Source organism: Roseovarius sp. MMSF_3350, assembly GCF_030733425.1.
Classification (GTDB): Bacteria; Pseudomonadota; Alphaproteobacteria; order Rhodobacterales; family Rhodobacteraceae; genus Roseovarius.
In genome coordinates, this window is sequence record NZ_JASHIZ010000019.1 from 37,792 (window position 1) to 59,481 (window position 21,690).

At 56.0% G+C, this 21,690-nt stretch carries 17 protein-coding genes and 2 pseudogenes; 11 read left to right on the plus strand and 8 right to left on the minus strand.

What is annotated here, in order from left to right; genetic code table 11:
* Positions 1-44 precede the first annotated feature (44 nt).
* Complete coding sequence (locus tag RBB31_RS16425) at positions 45-614, plus strand: gamma carbonic anhydrase family protein (protein ID WP_274594637.1); 570 nt, start codon at positions 45-47, stop codon at positions 612-614.
* Between the two features lie 133 nt (positions 615-747).
* Here RBB31_RS16425 and RBB31_RS16430 read toward each other — a convergent pair whose 3' ends face one another.
* A complete protein-coding gene (locus tag RBB31_RS16430) occupies positions 748-1,647 on the minus strand; it encodes a LysR substrate-binding domain-containing protein (RefSeq protein WP_274594638.1) in 900 nt (299 codons plus the stop codon).
* Positions 1,648-1,790: 143 nt separating this feature from the next.
* On the opposite strand from RBB31_RS16430, the gene RBB31_RS16435 reads away from it, so the two are divergent.
* From RBB31_RS16435 to RBB31_RS16465, 7 genes and pseudogenes are all read left to right on the plus strand, one after another.
* Positions 1,791-3,398, plus strand: coding sequence for an FAD-binding oxidoreductase (locus tag RBB31_RS16435; protein ID WP_274594639.1), 1,608 nt, complete (start codon positions 1,791-1,793; stop codon positions 3,396-3,398).
* A complete protein-coding gene (locus RBB31_RS16440) occupies positions 3,395-4,612 on the plus strand; it encodes a CaiB/BaiF CoA-transferase family protein (RefSeq protein WP_274594640.1) in 1,218 nt (405 codons plus the stop codon). The genes RBB31_RS16435 and RBB31_RS16440 overlap by 4 nt, the downstream gene beginning before the upstream one ends.
* 259 nt (positions 4,613-4,871) lie before the next feature.
* Positions 4,872-5,852 (plus strand): tripartite tricarboxylate transporter substrate binding protein, encoded by a 981-nt coding sequence (locus RBB31_RS16445; protein WP_274594641.1) that lies wholly within the window; start codon positions 4,872-4,874, stop codon positions 5,850-5,852.
* A gap of 12 nt (positions 5,853-5,864) precedes the next feature.
* Positions 5,865-6,506 carry a tripartite tricarboxylate transporter TctB family protein gene (locus RBB31_RS16450; protein ID WP_274594642.1) on the plus strand — a complete coding sequence of 214 codons (642 nt, stop codon included), beginning with the start codon at positions 5,865-5,867 and terminating at the stop codon, positions 6,504-6,506.
* A complete protein-coding gene (locus tag RBB31_RS16455) occupies positions 6,506-8,041 on the plus strand; it encodes a tripartite tricarboxylate transporter permease (protein ID WP_306130379.1) in 1,536 nt (511 codons plus the stop codon). The genes RBB31_RS16450 and RBB31_RS16455 overlap by 1 nt, the downstream gene beginning before the upstream one ends.
* Before the next feature lie 111 nt (positions 8,042-8,152).
* Positions 8,153-8,290, plus strand: a pseudogene (locus RBB31_RS16460) (transposase); the annotation flags it as partial.
* Between the two features lie 111 nt (positions 8,291-8,401).
* Positions 8,402-9,514 carry an IS110 family transposase gene (locus tag RBB31_RS16465; protein ID WP_274594674.1) on the plus strand — a complete coding sequence of 371 codons (1,113 nt, stop codon included), beginning with the start codon at positions 8,402-8,404 and terminating at the stop codon, positions 9,512-9,514.
* 281 nt (positions 9,515-9,795) lie between these two features.
* On the opposite strand, the pseudogene RBB31_RS16470 reads toward RBB31_RS16465, so the two are convergent.
* The 3 genes and pseudogenes from RBB31_RS16470 to RBB31_RS16475 form a co-directional block, all read right to left on the minus strand.
* Positions 9,796-10,347, minus strand: a pseudogene (locus RBB31_RS16470) (transposase); the annotation flags it as partial.
* Positions 10,348-10,551: 204 nt separating this feature from the next.
* Positions 10,552-11,352 carry an E2 domain-containing protein gene (locus RBB31_RS20610; RefSeq protein WP_368373169.1) on the minus strand — a complete coding sequence of 267 codons (801 nt, stop codon included), beginning with the start codon at positions 11,350-11,352 and terminating at the stop codon, positions 10,552-10,554.
* Positions 11,349-12,950 carry an adenylate/guanylate cyclase domain-containing protein gene (locus tag RBB31_RS16475; RefSeq protein WP_274594644.1) on the minus strand — a complete coding sequence of 534 codons (1,602 nt, stop codon included), beginning with the start codon at positions 12,948-12,950 and terminating at the stop codon, positions 11,349-11,351. Before RBB31_RS16475 ends, RBB31_RS20610 begins: the two co-directional genes overlap by 4 nt.
* A 136-nt stretch (positions 12,951-13,086) precedes the next feature.
* On the opposite strand from RBB31_RS16475, the gene RBB31_RS16480 reads away from it, so the two are divergent.
* The 3 genes from RBB31_RS16480 to RBB31_RS16490 are packed head-to-tail and all read left to right on the plus strand — an operon-like array spanning position 13,087 to position 15,528.
* Positions 13,087-13,953: a WYL domain-containing protein gene (locus RBB31_RS16480; protein WP_274594645.1), complete on the plus strand. Its 867-nt coding sequence runs from the start codon at positions 13,087-13,089 to the stop codon at positions 13,951-13,953.
* Positions 13,932-14,843 carry a cyclic nucleotide-binding domain-containing protein gene (locus RBB31_RS16485; protein WP_152477282.1) on the plus strand — a complete coding sequence of 304 codons (912 nt, stop codon included), beginning with the start codon at positions 13,932-13,934 and terminating at the stop codon, positions 14,841-14,843. The genes RBB31_RS16480 and RBB31_RS16485 overlap by 22 nt, the downstream gene beginning before the upstream one ends.
* Positions 14,836-15,528 carry an adenylate/guanylate cyclase domain-containing protein gene (locus tag RBB31_RS16490; RefSeq protein ID WP_254704042.1) on the plus strand — a complete coding sequence of 231 codons (693 nt, stop codon included), beginning with the start codon at positions 14,836-14,838 and terminating at the stop codon, positions 15,526-15,528. The genes RBB31_RS16485 and RBB31_RS16490 overlap by 8 nt, the downstream gene beginning before the upstream one ends.
* A gap of 92 nt (positions 15,529-15,620) precedes the next feature.
* On the opposite strand, the gene RBB31_RS16495 is transcribed toward RBB31_RS16490, so the two are convergent.
* The 4 genes from RBB31_RS16495 to RBB31_RS16510 all read right to left on the minus strand — a co-directional run bounded on the left by RBB31_RS16495 (position 15,621) and on the right by RBB31_RS16510 (position 21,310).
* Positions 15,621-17,621 (minus strand): type IV secretory system conjugative DNA transfer family protein, encoded by a 2,001-nt coding sequence (locus RBB31_RS16495; RefSeq protein ID WP_274594646.1) that lies wholly within the window; start codon positions 17,619-17,621, stop codon positions 15,621-15,623.
* 8 nt (positions 17,622-17,629) lie between these two features.
* On the minus strand, positions 17,630-19,963 hold the full coding sequence (locus tag RBB31_RS16500) for a relaxase/mobilization nuclease domain-containing protein (protein WP_274594647.1): 2,334 nt from the start codon (positions 19,961-19,963) through the stop codon (positions 17,630-17,632).
* Complete coding sequence (locus RBB31_RS16505; RefSeq protein ID WP_338020440.1) at positions 19,950-20,543, minus strand: helix-turn-helix domain-containing protein; 594 nt, start codon at positions 20,541-20,543, stop codon at positions 19,950-19,952. The genes RBB31_RS16500 and RBB31_RS16505 overlap by 14 nt, the downstream gene beginning before the upstream one ends.
* A gap of 560 nt (positions 20,544-21,103) precedes the next feature.
* Complete coding sequence (locus RBB31_RS16510; RefSeq protein WP_007120662.1) at positions 21,104-21,310, minus strand: hypothetical protein; 207 nt, start codon at positions 21,308-21,310, stop codon at positions 21,104-21,106.
* Between the last annotated feature and the right edge of the window lie 380 nt (positions 21,311-21,690).

The window sequence follows — 21,690 nt, forward strand, 5'->3', positions numbered from 1 at the left end:
CAGCCCAAAGTCTTGTGATCCAATTCAACTAAGGAGCAATACCCGTGACCGCACATCTCTTCGCTTTGGAAGACATCGAACCTCGTGGACCCACTGAAGGAGAAGCTTTTGTTGCGCCGACTGCGGTTTTGATCGGGGACGTGCAGATTGATGTTGACGCTAGCGTTTGGTTTGGGGCGGTGCTTCGAGCTGATGACGATACAATATATTTAGGAGTAGGGTCAAATATTCAAGATAACAGCGTGCTGCATGTTGACCCTGGGTTTCCCATACACATCGGGGCAAACTGCACAATTGGCCATCGTGCGATGATCCACGGCTGTTGCATCGGTGATAACACTTTGATCGGTATGGGTGCCACTATTCTAAATGGAGCCAAGATAGGCAAAAACTGTTTGATTGGCGCGGGTGCGCTGGTCACCGAGGGCAAGGAAATTCCCGACAATACACTAGTGGTCGGAAGTCCAGCCCGTGCAGTGCGTAGTATCGACGCTGCAGGCGTGGCTGAGTTAACAAAATCCGCAGAGCTTTATCAACTCCGCTGGAGGCGATTTGCCAAAGGACTCGAACGTGCCGCTTTTCCCGTAGGAATTACCACTTCGAAAAACATTTGAAATTTGTCCCGGACTGAATTCCGCACAAAAGATCCAGGAACGAATTTTTTCTGTTAAGCAGTGGAAGTATAGGTTTTCCAAAATTAGTGGCTGGATGCGGATTACCTATATTTACGGATAAATTTGCCGCAGATCACAATGTTTTAGAGCTTTTTCTTACCTCGTCTTGTAACCAATCCAAGAAGGTCGGAAAAAACGGATGATCTTCCGTCTTTTTGGGGCGGATGACATAAAATGGGCAGACGATCTCAGCGTTGTCGCGAAACGCGACTGCAAGTCGGTTTGATGCGAATTCGCGGCTTAACAGCTCTTCAATTCCAATTGCGATACCCAGCCCGCTCATCGCGGCTTCATACATCATTGATGCATTTTCAAACCATTGGCCACGCGACGTGTCTAATGGCACACCATTTGCCTTCGACCATCGATCCCAATCGTTGGGTCTGGTGTCGCAATGCAGTAATGCGTCTTGCCAGTCTTCAGTGTCACCGAACAATGTCTCAGGAGGAAGGTAGTCTGGACGGCACACTGGAACCAGGGTCGTCTCCAGCAGCCGTGTCGAAATATAGCGAGGATCACTTGCGCAGCCCGAAAGGATCGCCAGATCAATGCCTCTTTGTTCAAATGGGACGTCATGGCTGAGTGTTGTAACAATCCGAAGCTGAGCGTCAGGATGCGATTGTACGTAGTGTGACCAACGCGGGACAAGCCAGCTGACAATAAAGCTAGGATAAGCGCTTATAATAAGCGGGCGATCAGTGCGTTGCTGCTTTAGGTCCAGCGTAGCTAATTTTATTCGGTCAAAGATATCTGCAACATTGTCGAAATAGATCTGCCCTTCGCGGGTCAGCGAAATTTTCCGGTGCATTCGGTGGAATAGCATGCAGCCCAAATAGGCTTCCAAAGATTGTATGGAGCGACTGACAGCCGCTGGCGTCACACTCAGTTCATTAGCAGCTTTAGCAAAGCTACCTACGCGTCCCACCTTAACGAAGGTTCGCAACCCATTAAGTGGTGGGAGCCACGGATCCATATGCAGCCTTCAGGTAACAAAAATTCAACTAATGACTAAAATTAAGTGTGTTGTAAGTCAATGGCCGATTTCGGACTTTAAGCGCACAACGAATAACAACTGGATGATTGTTCGTTAGCGCAAATTTGCTAAGGAGGCTTGTTGTGAGCGAGAGACGTAGAAAATTTTATGCGTGGGGATTTGAGGATCAGAGCGCAACGGCCGAAGAGATGGCCCCGGTTCTAGATACTTGGCATCGTACCTTTGGCGTCGACTCTTTCGATGTAATGGCTGCACCAACCCTCGACAGCATCGACATGCCTGAAAGCAGAATAAATGTTTTCCCGGAGGCAATTAAGACTATCTGTCGCACTGATCGGTACGAACGCGCCTTGCATAGCTATGGCCGATCATTCCTGGACAGCGCTAAGATGTTCCGTGGTGATTTTAGAAACGCCCCCGACGTGGTTGCTTATCCGCGCACCGAAGATGACGTCCGCGCAATCATAGACTGGGCTGGTGACATTGGTGCTGCGGTTATTCCATTTGGCGGCGGGTCGAGTGTAGTCGGCGGAGTGAATCCTGAAATCGAGGGAAACTATGCCGGTGTAGTGACCATCGACATGTGGTATTTAAATAAAGTTTTGGAATTCGACCCCGTGTCCCGTTCGGCGCGTGTGCAGGCTGGGGTGTATGGGCCCGACCTGGAAACACAATTGAAAGATCACAATGCCACACTGCGTCATTATCCTCAAAGCTTTGAGCTTTCGACGCTTGGTGGCTGGATTGCGACGCGGGCTGCCGGGCACTACGCGACACACGGCACTTATATTGATGACTACGTCGAAAATATTCGGATGGTATCGCCAAGTGGAATTAGCGAAAGCCGCCGTTTGCCTGCTTCTGGTGCGGGTCCGTCGCCCGACCGATACGTGATGGGTACCGAAGGATCAGTGGGCATTATCACCGAAGCTTGGATTAGGGTTCTTTCCCGGATCAAGCACAAAGCGACCAAGACAGTGACTTTTGCTGAATATGATCAGGGAGTTGAAGCGGTACGTGCGATCTCGCAATCTGGACTTTATCCAGATAACTGCCGGCTGATCGATGCGCTTGAAGCTAAGCTGACCGGATCATTTGATGGAACCCGCCCCATTCTGGTTCTTGGATATGAAAGCTCACATTATCCCGTCGATCAAATTCTGGATCTAACCGTTGATTTGTGTCGCGAGTTCGGAGGCACGCCAGTTAATGAGACAGAACAGGGACGCAACAGCGTAGCTGGTCAATGGCGTAACGCCTTTATTCGAGGGCCATACTATCGCGAGCACATGACCGCGCGCGGTATATGTCGTGAGACCTTTGAAACGGCTGTGTGCTGGAAAGATTTCAAAGAGCTGCATAGCACAGTCATCGAAACAGTGAATGCAGCGATCAAGCGTGTGACCGGTCGGGCAGGCACTGTTACCTGTCGCTTTACTCATGTCTACCCCAATGGTCCCGCACCGTATTTCACCTTCCATTGCCTGCCGGATCGTGAACGGATGGGTGAGCAATGCATGGAGATCAAGATTGCAGCCTATGATGCCGTGATGAAGGCCGGGGGAACGATAACCCACCACCACGCTGTCGGTAGACTGCACATGCCATGGTACGAAGAACAGCGTCCTGCACCGATTAGCGCAGCATTCTCGGCGGCAAAACAAGCGCTTGATCCCAAGTCGATCATGAACCCTGGTGTGATCATTTCTGAACAGGTGGGGATTAGATGAATTCGCCACTTGAAGGTTTGCGCGTCCTCGATCTATCGCGCATTCTTGCGGGGCCAAGCTGCGCCCAGACATTGGGAGATCTGGGAGCTGATGTCATCAAAATCGAAAGACCGGATAAGGGTGATGATATTCGCGGCTGGGGCCCGCCCTTTCTAAAAGATCGTGACGGTAACGACACGCTCGAAAGCGCCTATTTCATGTCGACCAATCGCAACAAGCGGTCCCTGACCATCGACATTTCTTCTCAGGAAGGTCTAGAGATCATTAATGACCTCATCGACAAGAGCGACGTTCTGATCGAGAATTTTAAGGTAGGTGATCTTAAGCGCCGCGGCCTGGACTGGGATACGGTCCACGCCCGCAACCCAAATCTTGTCTATTGCTCCATCACAGGGTTCGGGCAGTCAGGACCTTATGCCACACGGCCCGGCTACGACTTCGTCGTTCAGGGTATGGGCGGGCTAATGAGCATCACCGGCGAGACTGAAGGGATGCCGATGAAGGTGGGGGTGCCGATTTCCGACATCATGGCGGGAATGTATGCGACAGTGTCTATCTTAGCGGCTCTGAGGGAGCGTGATCAAACAGGTTCCGGGCGGCACATAGATATATCGCTGCTCGATTGTCAGGTCGGATGGTTGTACAATCAGGCCTCAAACTACTTGATCGGGGGTACGGAGCCACAACGGTTGGGCAATGCCCATCCGAACATCGTTCCGTATGAAACGTTTGCGACAGCTGATGGACACATCAACCTTGCCGTCGGAAACGACAATCAGTTTGAGCGCCTTTGTCAGGCTATCGAGCGACCTGATCTGGTGGACAATTCAAGGTCAGCAACAAACACCCAACGACTTGTCAATCGCAAAGCGATACTAATCGAAATCCGCTCAGAGTTTACTAAGCGTTCTTCGACCAAGTGGCTGGCCGATCTGCAAACGGCTGGAATACCTTGCGGGCCAATCAACACCCTTGCCCAAGTTTTTGACGATCCTCACATTCAGGCACGCGGCATCGTTCAAGAGGTCGAACATAGCGCCGCACCAGATGTGAAGGCCAAGATAATGCGTACCCCCATTCGGATGGAGGGTCACGAACTCGATGTTCGTCTGCCACCTCCTATGTTGGGCGAGCACACTAATGAAATCTTATCCGAGATGCTCGAGTATGATCCCACTAGAATTGCAAAGCTACGGGAGAATGGGGCGATATAAATGCGGCAATCTTACTCTACCTGAAGCTTCTGGAAAGACACGCCGAGGGAGCGGCTAACCCAAACAAGAGGGTCGGGAAAGCAACTAAGATTGGCAAATGATTCAATGGCACACGAGGTTCTTTTGTCCCTGTGGAACGCTTTGTGATCGGTTGACGAAAGGTTTCAACGCAATTCGGTGAAGTCTACGCAGCTGCTTGCCACGGAAAGGGTCGAAGAGAGAGAGCTAGTATTTTGCTAGCCAAAAGGGAGGAAGACTGATGAGATCGAAGCTGAAGCTGAGTGCGGCATTCATGGTGAGTGCTTTTACTTTAGCAACTGCCACTGGAGCTGTTGCAGAATACCCAGAACGCGCCATTCAAGCTATTGTCCCCTGGGGAGCGGGGGGCGGTGCCGACGGTGTTGTTCGGAAAATCATGAGCATCGCTGAACGTGATTTACCAGAATCCATCTTTGTCGAGAATCTGGATGGGGGCGTCACCTCTATCGGAATAAATCGACTCATGAACTCGTCTGCTGACGGTTACACCATTGGTGCTTTAACCTACGATAGCATCGTGACTGTGCCATGGGAAAAAATTCTACCCGGCTACAGTCTCGACAAGCTTGATATGATAGCTTTGGTCACCACCGAACCTAATGCGATGATCGTTGGTAGCGATACAGATTATACTTCCTTCGACGAACTTGTTGCAGCGGCAAAGGAAGCGGAAGGAGAAATCAACGTCGGCATTATGGGCCTAGGGTCCATGACGCATCTGACACTTTTGCAGCTTCAGGAAATGACCAATACTAGATTTCGCGTGGTTTCATTTCCCGACGGTAGCGCAGGTCAGAAAGAAGGCGTCCTATCCGGCGAGGTCGACGCGGCGGTCACCAGTCTTGGGGATTTTGCACCCTTGCTGGCATCCGGGGACGCGCGTGGACTTGTCGAGTTCAGCGCGACCGAAAATCCGGGGTTTCCTGATGTACCTACAAGCGAAGAGGTAGGGCTTAACCTTCAGACGGGGAGTTTCTTGTTGTTTGCTACTCCGGCCGGAACGCCTGATGAGGCGAAACGGATTCTGGAAGAGGCGATCAAGACCGCTTGGGACAGCGACGAGTTTCAGGATTGGGCGGAAAAGGTCGGTGTGACGGCCACCTGGATGGGGAGTGATGAGGTTACGGAATTCGCTACTAACTTTCAGGCTAAGGTTTTCGAAATTCTCGAAGACCTGACGGAACGTGGTATCCTCGAATAGCGGCATTCCTCAATGCCTGAAACTCACCCCAGTTTTTATAAATTGGAGGCGGGCGACGGTAACACCGTTGCCCGAATTACTCAACTTCGCGATGAGGGAACTTTAATGCCTGAAAAGCTCTCGTATTTCCGGTCTGGTGACTGGATCCTGCCAATAATTATTTTCATCTCTACTACAGCCTATCTTGTTGAGGCTTTGCAGAACGGTTCCTTTTTTCGTTACGGGCTACCTAGTGCGGGCTTCATGCCAATCGTTCTTAGTGTTGCAATGTACCTCTCACTATTGGCGGTTATTGTGGGGCAAATTAGGCGGCACAAGGTCAGACACGACATAGAGTCCGCCCCTAGATCCTTAGAAGAGATGCATGATCTGGAGCCTTCCGTTCGTCCCAGTGGTAGCAGCGCATATGTTTCGCTGGCCGCCGTTATATTGATTTCCCTCTTGTATGTATTGTTGTTTCGAAAGCTTGGGTTTGCAGTGGCCACCTTCTTTTTCTCACTGGGACTGCTGTCTACTTTCCGGTTCGGATGGTCGAAAGGCTTTCTCGGGATTGCACTGAATATCGTAGTGGCCGCGGCAATAAGTCTATTCGCATATTTGTTCTTTGCCGTTCTTTTCGGCATTCAACTCCCAAAAATGGAATTGCTGACATGATGGAACAGTTGCTGCACGTTCTTGGGGGCTTCGAAACAATCGCGGAACCGGCGGTGTTCGGGTATTTGGTAGCCGGCTTCCTGATCGGGACTCTCTTTGCGGCGATCCCTGGGTTGACAGGCACATTGGCGATAGCATTGATCTTGCCGATTACCTATTCGATGGACATTACCCCGTCGCTTGTCATGTGCGCCGCTATTTTCATGGGAGCTCAGTATGGCGGCAGCATCACCGCTATAACAGTAAACATTCCTGGCGCACCTTGCGCTGTTATGACTGCATATGAAGGCAACATATTAATGCGTCGGGGGGAGGGTGCTCGCGCGTTGCGCAGTGCGGGCCTAGCGTCGATGATGGGGGGCGTGGTTGGTGCCGTACTACTAATGACACTAGCACCTATAATAGCTCAAGCGGCATTGTATGTACAAACTCCCGGGAAGTTCTCTCTGATCCTATTCGCCTTTTTCGTAATCATTATTTCGAACGATCAGTCCATTGCGAAGGGCATCGTCGCTACGCTGCTTGGCCTCATGGTCGCCACGATTGGAATTGATGTGGCAAGTTCCAAGGCACGTCAAACCTTCGGACTGCCCTCTTTAGTTGAGGGTATCGATTTGATGGCTGTCATCATCGGGGCTTTTGCAATTAGCGAGTTATTGGTTCAGGTTACGGCAAGCTCTCGGAATAAGAATACTTTGAATTACAACCCAACCGAGTCAGTGAAGTGGAGTTGGCGTGACTTCCTGCCACGCGGTTCCGACTACAGCTTCATCGGCACCTACCGCTACATAAAGTTCGCGATGATTGGCTACTTCGTTGGCGTCCTGCCGGGAGCAGGGGGAAGCAGTGCAGCGTTTGTTTCATATGCAGAGGCGAAACGCAGTTCCTCGCGTCCTGAGGAATACAACAATGGTTCCGTAGAAGGAATTTCTGCCTCCGAAAGCGCTAACAACGCGATGTGCGGTGGTTCTCTCGTTCCGATGTTAACTTTTGGCATACCGGGAGATACTACATCCGCGGTGATACTCGGCGTCCTTATCATTAACGGCCTGCAACCGGGTCCACAGATGATGACTGAGCAATTCGCAGTAATAACACCAATGATGGCAGCTTTGCTCATCGCGGCACTACTGATCCCGATCACTCTTCTGTTCTTGGGTCCCTGGTACATGCGGCTTGTTTCAATCAACAAGGCGGTGCTTTTTTCGAGCATTGCAGTTGTTGCCATGGTAGGTGCATATGTATCAACTTTTTCTGTGTTTCAGATGGGAGCCGCGCTTGCCATCGGGGTTGGTGCCTATTTCATGCAGCGCGGTGGGTATCCAATGGTCTCCTTTCTGCTGGGTTTTATTCTCGGGCCAGACCTCGAGGTATACATGAGGCGTAGCCTTGCCATTACTGACGGGAGCCCCTCCATTTTCTTCACTAGACCGGATAGTCTTTTCTTTCTTGGACTAATTGCAGTGTTTTTCTTCTTCATGATCGTCCGTCCGTGGATTTCTTCGAGGCGAAAACACCTGTCACCGGATAAGTAAATCAAAGGCCGCCAAATTGGGCATCGATGGTGATCTGATCCCTGCAAACTGGACCGCCTGAAGCTGGAGTTTTCCGCTACGATTTCCCGGCTGGGAGAGGAGCGGAATCACATGAAGGCATCGAAGTTTTCGGACGCGCAGAAAGCGTTCATCATCAAGCAGGGCGAAGAAGGCACGCCGGTGTCTGAGATCTGCCGTAAGGCAGGCATCAGCCAGGTGACCTACTGGACCTGTCGCGGGATTGTGCCGCTCCTTTGTAAGACCGCATGTCTTTTCCACCGGCCCGACCCGGCCCTGCCTGATCCGCCTGTATGCTGGTCGCGGGGCGGCGGGTGCCGTCGGTTTGCGATGGAGGAAGACATGCGGAACACCCAAGGAACGATCTACGTCGGAATTGATGTGTCCAAGGACAAACTTGCGGTCGCGATCGCGGGTGGAGAGCGTGGGGACGAGGTTCTCAGCCTTGGCACGTTCGAGAACACACCCGCCAGCATCAGCAAGTTGCTGAAGAAGCTTGCCGGGCGAGGAGACATCTCGACCTGCTACGAGGCCGGACCGACGGGCTACGGCCTCTACCGGCAGATACGTGCGGCCGGCTGCGAATGCTGCGTGGTCGCGCCATCCCTGATTCCGGTCAGGGCCGGAGAGCGGGTCAAGACCGATCGACTTGACGCCCTGCGTCTTGCACGCCTTCTACGTGCCGGAGAATTGACCCCAGTCTGGGTCCCCGACGAGACGCACGAGGCGATGCGCGATCTGGTCCGGGCCCGGGAAAGTGCCGCAGAGGATCAACGCCACAAGCGTCAGCTCGTCTCGGCCTTCCTTCTGCGTCATGGGCGGGTCTATCAACGCTCCAAGCCGTGGACGATGCGTTATCGGCGCTGGCTGCAGACCCTGACGTTCGATCACCCGGCGCACCAGATCGCGCTGCAGGAGATGTTGCAGGCGGAAAGAAATGCCTCGGAGCGGCTGGAGCGGCTGACCGGGCACATCGAGGTCCTTGTGCCGGACTGGACGCTCGCGCCAGCAGTGAACGCGCTTCAAGCGCTGCGGGGCGTGGCGCTGATCAGCGCCGTCACCTTCATGGCCGAGATCGGCGATGTGCGGCGGTTCGAGACACCTGTGAAACTGATGGCCTATCTCGGGCTGGTGCCGAGCGAATACTCGACCGGCAAAACGACCAGGCGCGGTGGCATCACCCGTGCGGGCAACGCCCGCGTGCGACACAAGCTGATCGAGGGGGCCTGGACTTACCGCCTGCAGGCACGACCGGGAGAGCGGAAGCTCTACATCCTCAGAGAGCAGTCGCCGGAGGTCCAAGACATTGCCTGGAAGGCGCAATCTCGCCTGACCGCCCGATATCGCCAGCTCATCCGGCGCGGCAAGAAGCCGACCGTCGTCACCACGGCGATTGCGCGAGAGATGGCCGCATTCATGTGGGACATCGCCCGCCGTACCATGCCTGCGCGCTGAACTCGCTCCCCCGACGCGCCCAATGGCGGGCGCGAGGTCGACGGCAGGGGAATATCCGACACTCGCTTTGTGGCCAGCTTCGTGCTGACGCCCGTTGTAAGACAGGAATAGCCCCGAGACGCACAATCGGTCATGCGGTATCCAGCCCGCGCATCAGAGCTTGTTCACCGACGTCTTCAGACCTCGTGCCCACCCTTGGGCGTCCAGACCACGACGAACGCCCGGGCGTAACCAATCGTGTGGCTCTCCCCTTGAAAAAAGACATCAGAGCGGTGCGCCGATCACACGGATCTGACGTAGTTCCAGGGCAGCAGCTGGTCGATGTCGGTCTGTTTGTGCCCCGCGGCGATGGCTGTCATGGCACCAGCCAGATAGCCATGCGGTTCGATCCCATTGAGTTTGCAGGTTTCGATCAGAGACGCGATAACTGCCCAGTTTTGTGCCCCGGCATCGTGACCTGCGAAGAGCGCGTTTTTGCGGTTGAGGGCGATGGGACGGATTGTGCGCTCGACGGGGTTGGAATCCAGTTCGATGCGACCGTCGTCGAGGAACAGGATTAGCCCGTCCCAGTATTTGGCGATGTATTTCAGGGCCTCTCCTGTGGGCGATTTGGCTGAGACGCGTGCACGGCTTTGTGCGAGCCAAAGCTCGAATGCATCGATATTGGGTTTTGAGCGGTCCTGTCGTGCAGCAAGCCGTTGATCGGCAGGCAGGCCGCGCAGGTCTTTTTCGATGCGATAGAGTGCCTGGATTTGTGCCAGACCTTCCTGCGCAATTGGGTCTGCGCCAGATTGGGCAACATCATGCAGTTTGCGGCGGGCAGCAGGCCTACAATCGCTACTTGATCGGCGGGGCAAGTGGCGCGGAATACGCAGCTCTCAAGGCGCGGCAGTTCTTCGGCGTGCAGCAGATGCCGGTGCGGCAAGGCATGGGACAGACGGGGCAAGCAAGCGGCACAGGATCATCGGGGGCCGGGTCTCGAATGCTGGCGCAACTGGCCCGGTTGGCTAGGTTGGGGCGGCGATGACGGGTACCGGTCACGAACTCGATTTGGCCAGAGGGCAGTATTTCATCGTCCCACAACACTTGGGCGCATCCTTACAAATATCCTGGATAAAGTCGTGCTGCGCCTTGCGACGCCTGTGCTCCAGTAAAGCAATGCGCTCTAGTGCAGATCTGTTTGGACACTCTGCCCTTAGGATCGGTTTCCCACCTGTCATCTCTCGGTCGGTGTCTACTGGACGGCAAACAATCGAACGATTGCTGTCGGCCTGACGCGTGCAACCCCTCGGGCAAGGAGTTCTAGAATTGAGCAATCGATCCAAGCGGTGAGATGCCTTGGGTAAGGAGTTGGCCAACCAGCCCTTCCCGCGGAACATGCCGACTAGGATCTCTTCTTTCCAACCCAATGGAGCAGCCAGCTCTTCCATTTTTTCCTGAATCCGCGCCGCGTCCCCGTGAGAAAGACCTCCTTCAAGAGGCCACACTCCATACTTCCGCGCATACTCCTGATGAAGGAGGAACATGCGTAGGTATTCCCACCAGGCTATCGCCGCATGCGCTTCGATTAGCGGTTCAGTTGATCCATAGGAGATACAAAAGGTGGCATCGGGATTGATGTGTCTCTCAGGACAGGAAGCGGGGAAATGATTGGCCGCTACGTCCTCCGCCACGCTAACGCCTCCTCCGTGCAATAGAGCGAGCTTCAGAAGGTAGTGTCCCGCGATCGATCCGCTCGCCTTTTGGGGTTCGCAAGTTACCTGCGCCGTTGCTGGTCTATCTGTTTCTACTCTGACCCATAAAGGGGTGTGTTTCAGCAGTAGCCTAAGAGAGTTCATTTCTTTGCGAGATGCGCGCGCGGTTGGCTTGGTTCCGAGGGGACGTGGGCTCGAGCGTACAACGGTTGAGCCAATTCAGTCGGCGTCGCAAGAATGCTAGCTGAGACATCGTCGTAGTCGACTTCTCTCGCGTACCCCTGATCACTGAGGACATCAATAAGGCCCTTGGGAGCAACACGAAGTGCGTCTGGTCCGATCTTTACACCGCCCTCGTTGCACTCTCGCTGCATTTTCTCCGACGTAGATGTGGCCTTTGATGACGCCACTCGTACGGATCGTTCGCCTCGAATACCAATCCTCGAAATCGGAGTCGGGCCGAGCTCTAGACCTACGGCAAGCTCTAGGCTTTCGATCTCCTCAAGCATCGATTTGCAAAGGTCGAAGGAAGCATGAAATCCCGCTGCGCACTGTGTGGCTGTGGCGACACTCTTAGCTTCGTCAGTTGATGTGCCGCTGCCTTCTGCAACCAAAGCATGGATACTGTCACCGATGAACCGAACTTTGCGACCGCCAAAGTCGGCTTCTGCCACGTTTTGAAACTCTTGGCGTATGACAAAGAGCGCGCGCACGGCATCCTGAATGTTTCCTTCGGACACCGCCTCGTCGATGAAATTGGTGTAGCCCGATATGTCGGCGAACAATGAGACCAGAGGCATCCGGATTGATTTGCTCGGATAGAGTTGCGAGTAGTCAATCTCGCTCAAAGGAGGCTGCTTGAAGGAAAACCTAAAATCGGAGGAAGTTAAGTCGTCCACAATCCCCTTTCGAACATCGCCCGACCAAGTGTCTACAACTCGTTCCGAAAAGGCTTGCCTGTTCATTACGCCAAACATCAAGCTGCCATCGTCAGAAGTGTAGGCTGAATTCGTGCTGATTTGGCTTGCGTTCAGCCCCAAAAACTCTTCGAGCACGCCAACTTCTTGATATCCAAGCACGGCTCTAACTCGGTCTGAAACGTACACACCGGCCGTATCACCTTCTGCAAGCTTTGCTGCATGGTTGGCCGCTGAACCGAGAAACATCGGTTCTTGTTCAGACCCGGTCCCGTTGTTGATCGCAACGCATGTCCCAACATCAACACCGATCCGGAACTCAGTTCCAAACTCCCCATTGGCCAACCGATCATTGGCCAATTGGACTACGCGCTTGAAATCTTCAACAAAGGCAAGGGCTTGACCTATAGTTTCTCGCGATACTCCGCCGCCCCCGGTCTCAAGAAAAACTGCATGCATCCGCCCGCTGTGAAAGTCGACCCTTTGTGCACTGGTTTCTTCGATCACGCGATCCGCCGCGCCGTAGTATAGATGCAGCCCCTTAAGCGCCCGCGCGTGAGATCCCTCGGTTTCACGACCATCGTCCAAACGCATCTCATGGTACCCTACGATCGAGATATAGATCTGAACAGTATCGACTACGACTGCCTTGTCCCTTGGTAGGCTGAAAAGCGGTGGCGTAGTGGGCTGCTTCATCGCTGTCTGCAGCGCCTTATCGATTTGATATCGCGACCAATATTGGTCGAAGCGCTGGACATCCACTTCGGGCACTTCATCCAAGAGCTTCTGAATACGATCACGTGCGACCGAGTGCTTCCAAGGCATGATCTTCATCTCCTAACATAGCGGCTCAGCATGGCAGCGAGTCGCAAAGTTTTTTCTGTGGTCATACAAAATAGGAGTTTCCAAGAAAATGTCAATATGGTAGAAATTGGGAGACATCAGGGGGGGGGGACAAGCTATGGACATCAAACCAAGTGTACGGCGACGTTTTGAGTTTATCGATTTTCAGTTGCAATGGACAGGTTCGATCGGTCGCAAGGCCTTGCAAAATCAGTTCGAGATATCGCCTCAACAAGCGACAAACGACCTAACCACATATCTTGATATCGCACCCCGCAACATGAGCTACGACCCGCGACGCCGATCTTACGTCGTGGGTTCAAAGTTCAAGCCAAAGTTCTCCAGCGGGGAGTCTTCCGGTTTCTTTCTTCATCTGGAGATGTTTCATCAAGGCTATCGCACTAAAGAGGAAATTTGGCCAACTCACTTGCCGGAGTTTGACGCTGTTGCCATCGCGTCTCGCAAGGTTGATCCGAAAATTCTTCGATCAGTACTCGATGCAATTGATGCAGAAGCATGTTTGGAGGTTCGATATGTTTCGCTCAGCTCAGACTCAGAAACCATACGAACGCTTTGCCCTCATGCCATTGCTAGCGACGGACACCGATGGCACATGCGTGCCTATGATGTGGAGAAGGGCCGGTTCTCAGACTTTGTGCTTTCAAGAATTGAAGCCGCAAGCGTATTGCAAGAGGAATGCCCGGATCCGCGCCCAGACGCACTTTGGCAACAAATAGCAGCGCTAAAACTTCAGGCAGATCCAACCCTTACCGCAAGGCAAAGAGAACAGATTGAGATCGAGTACGGCATGGTTGACGGCGTTCTCGAGCTCCCAGTGCGCAAGGCAATGCTGTTCTATTACCTTAGATTCTACGGCTTTGATCCTCTCGAAATGGATGGGAAGGCCATGCGAAATAAGAGCAGCTACCGTCTCAAAATACTTAACTTGGAAGAAATAGAGACTTGTTTGGAAAGAAGAAAATAAGCGATCCACCGCCACCGGTGGAAAATGATCAATTGTCGACAGAAGTGTTAGACAAGCACCGACAGATCATTTGTCGAAGCGAACTCGTTGCCAATGAAGACGACCTCGCGGCTAAAATTATTGGCATGTCGAGGCTGGTTAAGTTCGACAAGGGTCAGGTTTTAATGACCCACGGCGAGGATGCTGATGATGTTTACTTCATTTTGTTCGGATCCGTCAGAGTATCCATCAACTCAACCTTCATTGATACCAGAGAGGCACCTCAGACCATTGGCGAAATGGCGGCAATGAAACCAGGTGCTGCTCGCTCCGCAGATGTCTGTGTCGAGTCCGAGAAATTGGAAGCACGGGTTATCTCGGCACACGACTTTAGAACTCTAATGTCCACGCACACCGAGTTTTCTACGCGACTGTCGAGCATGGTAGATTCCATGAATCGAAAAAACATAAGATTACTTGGCACCAGTAGTAGATCGCCGGGAAACGCCTGGACATGGACTTCGATAGTGTTCGGCGCAGTAGTTGGACTCCTTTGTGGCATTTGGCTTGGGCTTGGGGGCTCTCCACTTTGGTTTGCGATTTTGTCGGCCCTCGGTGCCGGTGCCTTGAGCACCCTCGTTGCTATCCGGATGAATCCAGACCTGATTTATCGCAACATGTTTTGGCTTTCGGGCGCAGCTATGATTGCTCAAACAGTCCAAACCGTCTTTAGCCTTTCATTTTCAGTCGATGGGACACAGAACCAACTGCCGCTTCTTTGGAATTTCAACTCGAACCCCGAGCAGAAGTGGTGGGTTGTCTTAATAATCTATCTCTCCCTTGCCGCGTTGGCGTTCATGTCTTGGCTGGCAGATCGAGATCTTCGAAGGAACTCCAGCAAAAGTGAGTGAATTCGAGAACAAGATACACGATGACGTTCGGGGCATCTTCAAATCAGCCTGGACTGAGACCAAAGGACAAGTTGTTCCAAAGTCAGAAGACCTGGGCCTGTCAAATGTTGGGCGTTCAATATCCGCGACGATACTCTACGCAGACATTGATGGGTCAACGCAGATTGTAGATCGATACGACGCCAAGTTCGCGGCCGAGGTTTACAAAGCGTTTTTGCTCTGCGCCACAAGGGTGATCCGGCTAAACGGGGGAGATGTTAGATCCTTCGATGGTGACCGAGTGATGGGCGTATTTATCGGAGACAGCAAGAACTCTGACGCTGCCAAAACAGGTCTTCAGATCAACTATTTGGTTAAGAAGGCTATCAATCCAGCACTGAAAGACCAATACACATCGACCAAATTTTCTCTTCGCCATACCGTTGGAATCGATACGTCAGAGATGCTCGTTGTGAGGAGTGGTATTCGCAACAATAATGACCTCGTATGGGTCGGAAGCGCCGCCAACAATGCTGCACGAATGAACTCTCTTTCGAGCGATTTCGCAACGCGGTTGACTCCAGCCGTCTACAAGAAATTGAACGAAAAATCGAAATTCGGCGGAAACCCGAGGCGCAACATGTGGACCAGCGCGGACTGGAATGGGCGAACAATCTACCGATCCTCTTGGACTTGGCGACCATGAACTCCTATTTCGACCATCAAAGCAGACACTTAAGACTTGTGCAGCGAAAGACCTCTTCCCGCCCGCTCGATCGAAATACGATCCTAGCCACCCTATCGGGTAAACAGCTTTTCACCGCCGTCCTCTCGCAGCATCGCTTCCATATCGTCCAAGCCATCAACGGCAGAGCGCATCTGCGCCTCATCATCCACGCCCACTGTCTCGGCATCCGCAACCTGGCCCCCCAAATCCATTTCCATCTGTCGTTGTTCCTCGGCGATAACGGCTTGAACGACGGGCGCGGTCTTCTTTGTGGCGACATCGGTTTGCCCTGAAGATTGGCCACCAGCAGCCTCGCGTGTCCGCTCCACATCAGCTTCAGAACCACGGGGCCCGCTCGACGGCGGTGTCATCGGCATGGCGCGCATACTCAGCGGCAGGTTCCCCTGCGGCCCCCCTCCCCCCTGATCCGGAAACGGCAACTCACCCGTCTGCGCCGCGTGGATCGCCTTGAACAGCCGGTCGTCAAAATATTGGATCCGCTTTGCACGGACCGGCATTTGCGCATCGATCACCATGACGATCTCGTCGAGCGGCAGGCGGCGGGCCTCATCTTCGGGGAGCAAGGAGCTCTCTTCGGTCCGTGTGGATTGGCTGCGCCCTTCAAAGGGGTTCTTGCCGATGGACTGGGAGCGCGTGACCACGGTTTTCGTGGTCTTGCCGACCGCCTTGCTCAACTCTTCGACGGTTTTCTCATCCGAAGGCGTCAGGTAGAGCTTTACACCCGCGTTCCCCTGCAGCGCGCGGCGCGTGTTCTCACCATAGATTTCATCGAGGGCGGGGATTGTCTGGGTGACCACGGCCAGATGACCGCGGTAGGTCCGCAAGGTCTCGATGCTCTCGACCACGATGGGCATCTTGCCCAGGCGGTTGAACTCATCGAGCATGATCATCACCGGCCAAGGCTCATCCGGCCCGGGATCCTTTTCCTGCATGGCCGAGAGGAGATCGGAGAAGAACAGCCGGATCAGCGGCGCGAGCGGCTTCACCATGAGAGGCTGGACCACCAGATAGACCGAAAAGGGCTTCTTGCGGATCGTCCGGAAATCAAAGTCCGACACCGCCGTCGCCTCATCAATCGCCGGGTTCTGCCATTGATCGAGCCCCGAGGTCATCAGGAGCGAAACGTAGGAGGTCAGCGTGTCGTTGTTGGTCGAGGCCAACCGCGTGAAGATCAGCTTGGCCGCCCGGTTGTCGACCTCGTGACCCCGCGCAAAATACTCCTTCTGCTTGTTCCCGCCCGAGGCGGCGATGCGGTAGATTTCGCCCAAGGTGGGACGCTTGCGCTGGAAGGCCAGCAAGCCTGCTGCCACAAAGAGATCGATCCCGCCCTTGAGGAGGCCCTGCACCCGGTCATTGTCGCTCTGCAGGAAGAGCGTCGCCAGAAGCTGCAGTTCCATCTGCTGGCGCGCGGGATCTTTCAGCTCAAAGATACGCAGGAGCGGGTTGTAGCGATGCGTGCGCTTGCCCTCCCAATCGGTGGGGGCAAAGCGATAGACCTTGTCGCCCTGGGCGGCGCGGTGGCGCGCCGTGGCCTCGAAACACTCGCCCTTCACATCGAGGGTGACTGCGGAGCCCTGCCAGGTCAGCAGGTTCGGAATGACGAAGCCCGTGGTCTTGCCGCGACCCGTGGGCGCCACGATCAGCGCGTGTGGGAAGACCTTCGAGCAGATGTATTTTGCGCGGGATTTTGGGGGGCCGAGTTTGCCGAGGATAAATCCCGTGCCGGGCGCCCCGAAGAAGCCATTGGCCTTCATCTCGCGCGCGCTCTGCCAATGGGTCTGGCCAAACCGTGTCAGGGCCGATCCCGAGAGAGCGAGGCTCAGCATCATGCCGGCGGCGGCAAAGCTGCCGATGATCAGATGGATGAGCTGGGCATCCTCGGGGCGGCGATCGAGTATCGCGAGATAGTTCTGCGCGATATAGGCGAAATCGATCTCGGCCCCGAAGCCGAGGTCCTGGTAGCTCAGCACCGCCGAGGCGATGGTGTAGCCTATGGCGGCGGTCACCAGCGTTACCAGCAAAACGCCGGTCGCGATCCGCGCCTTTCCCATGGCGGCGCTCAATGGATTTGTCCCCGCTCGGTCTCGCCATCCACGTCTGTCGCGCGGTGTTTTTCGTATTCCGCGTCGGCGAGTTCATCGACCACCTGGCGCAAGGCCTCCGTATTGGCCGTCGCTGCATCGGATTGCAGGTAGACCTTGGCGACATAGAGCCGGTCGAGGCGGTCCTCGAGAACCTTGTCCAGCGCATCGGCATCCCCGGATGTGAGCCGGCCCAATTGACGGTCATCCAGCACCCGCGCGATCTCGGTTCGGAAAGCGTCCCGCTCCGCCTCGGTCTCGAAGGGCGCGGACAACTCCCCCGCCCGCTCATGGTCCAGGACACGCGCGATTTCGTCTGCGAGAAGGTCGGTACGGTCAGTCTGCGGCGCCGTTTCATCGCGGGTGGCTAGACGTTCGTCACGCGTGCCAACCCCAAGCCCCTCGCGCAACTCGTTGTCGCGGCGAACCTGATTGATGGCCTCCGTGTCCCGGATCTCCACAACGGCGGCATAGGTCGCGCCGAGCCCACGGGCGAGGTGGGAGGGCATGTCCGGATAGCGCGCTCGTAAGTCATCCGTGACAGCATCCGCAATGGGCGTGCGGAGGTCGCGTGCCTCCATGATCCGGTCGACATCGCGGGCGATCTCGCTGGCGCGGGAAGCATCGGTGATGGCCTCCCTGTAGGGCTCGGACCGGTCGATCACATCGCCCGGCCGTGTCAGTAGGTCCGGATGTGCCTCGAGATACGCGCGCTGCTCGGTCTCGATCCGGCGCTCCGCCCTTGAGACAACCTCCCAGTCCCGGTCCTCGATCTGCTGCGCTGTCAGGCCGTCAGCGCGCATCTCCTGACGGATTGTCCCTTCCATCGCCCGGACCGCGCCCTCGTGATAATGGAACCGCTCGCTGACCGCTTCCGTTTCCACAACGCCATCCCGACGCAGCACGTTTTCCCGTTTCAACAGCGTGCCAAGTTCGACATGCACGTCATTTAGGATGTCACGCGCCTGCTCCAGATCGGCGCGGCGTTCGAGGTTCAGATCGCGAGCCTCGGCGACCTTTGAGAGATCATCGGCGATCCATTGATGTTCCAGCGCGGCACTCGCGGCGCCGGTCTCGATCCGGGCTACCACTTCAGATGTGCTGATCCCGGTTCCGCGCAGCGCGGTGTCTATGCGCGACCGCAAGTCCGGCCCGGCCAGACGGTCCAGCCGGCTGGCGTCGATATTGGCCTCAGAATAGACCCCGCCTTCCGAAGGAGCCTCGGAGAGCGTGGATGATCGCAAACCGAGAGGCTGCATGTGCTGGATCTGCGCCTGGATCTCGATGAGGCGCTTTTCCAGCACGGGACGTTCCGCATCGGGCTTCTCGGCGATCATGCCCTGCACCCGTGCGAGCTTCTCCGCATAGAGGCTTCTCAGATCCTCGAAACTTTGATCCTCGGCCATATACACATCTCCTGTTCGATCCACCTGCCCGCCCCGCGCCAGCACCTCGCCGGCGCGGAAGAGGGCCGCGGCAATATCCTCGCGGGCCTCCCGGGAGGCTTCCGCGGCAAGCGAATGGTAGACGGTTCTGGTATTGGCGATCTCCGCCAGCGTCCGCGCCAGGTCCTGCCCCACACGTTCGCGCTCGCGGGGTGCGCGACCCTCTTCCTTTGCGGCATAAACTTCGCGGGTGGGGGCCGGGTAATGCACAACCCCGCGATCCACCCGGCGCGTCGCTTCCAGCCGCACGCCGTACTTCTCCGCCTCCTCGACCATGGCGAGGCGGAAATCTTCATAGTTGAAGCGATGGTTGCGCCCGAGGAAAAAGAACTCGCCTTCTTGCGAGCGGCGGTTCAGCACCAGATGCGCATGCGGGTGATCGCGGTCTTCATGCACCGCGATGATGTAGTCGAAATGCCCCGCGTCACTCTGGAAGAACCGCTCGGCCACATCCGTCGCGATGTCGCGCACATCCTCTCCCCGCGTGCCGATGGGGAAGGACATGAGCATGTGGGTGGTCTGGCCCAGCTTGGGTTTGAAGCCTGCATCCCACCGCTTGGCAAAGCGCTCGGTCAGATCCTTGATGTCACGCGCCTCGAGCTTCGCTTTTCCATCGAGGAACCCGCTACTGTCCACGATATGGGTGGACTTGGTGGTGAGGTACTCGAGCTGGTTTGTGAGCTGCGACTTTGTATGCGTGCCCCCGCCCCGGATCGCCTTGAAGACCGCTGGCCGGTGCCCCGCCGCCGCGCGCGCAAGCTGGCTCTGCTTGGCGACATGCAGCCCCTGCATCGAGCCCCGGATCCGGCTCCAGCCGTCCCGGAAGACCTCGCCTGTGACAGCGTCAACCGCATCATTCAGCCGCATGAGCAAACTCCCTTAACGCGGCCGTGGCCTTGAGCTGTATCGCATCGCGACGGCGCCGCAGGAGCAGGTCGATCTCGTCGGCGGAATCGAGGATGAACCGCGCCAGCCCGCGCATCTGCGCGAGGCGCAATTCGGAGAACTCGGCACGCGTGCCACCATCAGCCCCCTGCCCCTGCCGGTTGGCCTTCGTCATCTGCTTGGCGATCTGCGCGACCCCATTGCCAACCTCATGCAAAGAGGACCTGTATCGCGCCATCTCGACCGCCATTTGCGCGTCCGGGACGAACACCCCACCCGCCGCCTGGATGAGCCGCCGCAGACCCTCGGCCCGGCTCTCGATCCCGGCCTTCGCCAACACCGCGTCGAGCGCCTCAAGCTCCGCAGCGGTGACCTTCACACTGACCGCTGAGACCGGGATCGCGGCATCCGTCTGGCGCTCCGCATCGGCTTTGAGCGTGTACTGGATCGCCCGCACCGACACGCCAAACCGTTCCGCCAGCACTGAAGTGGAAACGCCTTCCGCAGCCTCGCGAACGATCTCCATGCGGTCCGCATCTGTGAGCCGTTTTGAACGAGACATGCGAAGAAAGACCCCCTATTTCCTGCCACCTTCCACCAAGGCTGCCCCCACCTTACGATAATATACCATACTGTCAATTATATACTTACGTAGCATTCAGTCTCAGGCAGCCTTGGTGTCCGCTTCCCCGCGGCCCGCAGGGACGCGGCTCTGCCGCCCTCACCACCGGGCGACCCACCTGTCCTATGGGTCCCCTTCCCCAACACCGCCCGAGGGTCTGGCCGAACGCCAAGTGTTCGGACGGAACCGCGGGCGGGCGCAAACTCCACCGACAGGGCGGACAGGCAGGGTCAAGGAGGGCCAGATTTGGCTCCGCCAAATCTCTGCCGCAAAAACCGGGAGGCCCTGGCCGATAGGTTTTTGCGGATGGCCCCCTTGAGGCTGACTGGCCGGTCTGTCGCGGCCTGATCATTCCGGGGGAAGTGCGTCCCTTGAACGCGCAGCGCCCGGCAGCCTCAAAAGGTCGCCTCGGGCGATCTAACCGCCGGACCCGGCATCCCTGGAACAGGGATCGGGCCGCCCCAAGATCGTCCTGGGGCGGCCCATCCTCGTGAGAGGATTCAGTCCTGGGGATCCTTCGCGCTCGGCGGGAACATCACCAGCTCCGAGACCGCGACCGGGAAGTCGAGCTTGAGGCTGAAGAACTCCGAACCGTCCCCGTTGCGGGTGTTGCGGAACATGGCGCCCACGCGCTGAAAACGGGTGCGCTCCTGGCCATCGGTGTCGGTGAACTTGACGGGGACGGTGGCGACGTAGTGGTTGGTCATTTGGGTTACTCCTTGTTGCGATGGGGATCTGCCAGCACGGGGGCAAGAGGCCCGGTCGCAAGTGCAAATGCGGAGGGTCCGCGGCTCCGCCGTGGAAGCCGTATTTGTGCTTGCCGAAGCGTGAGCTGAGGGCACGATTGGGCCGACCCCGTGCGATCCACATCTATGAGCAAAAAGGAGTGATCCGTATGACCCCTGCCATCACGCCGACGCCACCATCCGCGTCCGCGTCCCGCCAAGCCTGGGAAGGGAAGCTGACGGAGCCCGCCCGCGTGGATGCGGTGTTCCGAAACGCCACCCGAAGGTTGTGCAGGTCTTCAGCCTCATGTGCGACGTCTCGACCCCTCGGTTTTGCGCTGCTGACGATGTGCGTGCGGGGC

Bases quoted from the DNA above. Each gene is read 5' to 3' on its own strand.
- RBB31_RS16430 (WP_274594638.1), bottom strand. From the start codon at position 1,647: ATGGATCCGTGGCTCCCACCACTTAATGGGTTGCGAACCTTCGTTAAG.
- RBB31_RS16440 (WP_274594640.1), top strand. From the start codon at position 3,395: ATGAATTCGCCACTTGAAGGTTTGCGCGTCCTCGATCTATCGCGCATT.
- RBB31_RS16445 (WP_274594641.1), top strand. From the start codon at position 4,872: ATGAGATCGAAGCTGAAGCTGAGTGCGGCATTCATGGTGAGTGCTTTT.
- RBB31_RS16450 (WP_274594642.1), top strand. From the start codon at position 5,865: ATGCCTGAAACTCACCCCAGTTTTTATAAATTGGAGGCGGGCGACGGT.
- RBB31_RS16455 (WP_306130379.1), top strand. From the start codon at position 6,506: ATGGAACAGTTGCTGCACGTTCTTGGGGGCTTCGAAACAATCGCGGAA.
- RBB31_RS16465 (WP_274594674.1), top strand. From the start codon at position 8,402: ATGCGGAACACCCAAGGAACGATCTACGTCGGAATTGATGTGTCCAAG.
- RBB31_RS20610 (WP_368373169.1), bottom strand. From the start codon at position 11,352: ATGAACTCTCTTAGGCTACTGCTGAAACACACCCCTTTATGGGTCAGA.
- RBB31_RS16475 (WP_274594644.1), bottom strand. From the start codon at position 12,950: ATGCCTTGGAAGCACTCGGTCGCACGTGATCGTATTCAGAAGCTCTTG.
- RBB31_RS16480 (WP_274594645.1), top strand. From the start codon at position 13,087: ATGGACATCAAACCAAGTGTACGGCGACGTTTTGAGTTTATCGATTTT.
- RBB31_RS16495 (WP_274594646.1), bottom strand. From the start codon at position 17,621: ATGGGAAAGGCGCGGATCGCGACCGGCGTTTTGCTGGTAACGCTGGTG.
- RBB31_RS16500 (WP_274594647.1), bottom strand. From the start codon at position 19,963: ATGCGGCTGAATGATGCGGTTGACGCTGTCACAGGCGAGGTCTTCCGG.
- RBB31_RS16505 (WP_338020440.1), bottom strand. From the start codon at position 20,543: ATGTCTCGTTCAAAACGGCTCACAGATGCGGACCGCATGGAGATCGTT.
- RBB31_RS16510 (WP_007120662.1), bottom strand. From the start codon at position 21,310: ATGACCAACCACTACGTCGCCACCGTCCCCGTCAAGTTCACCGACACC.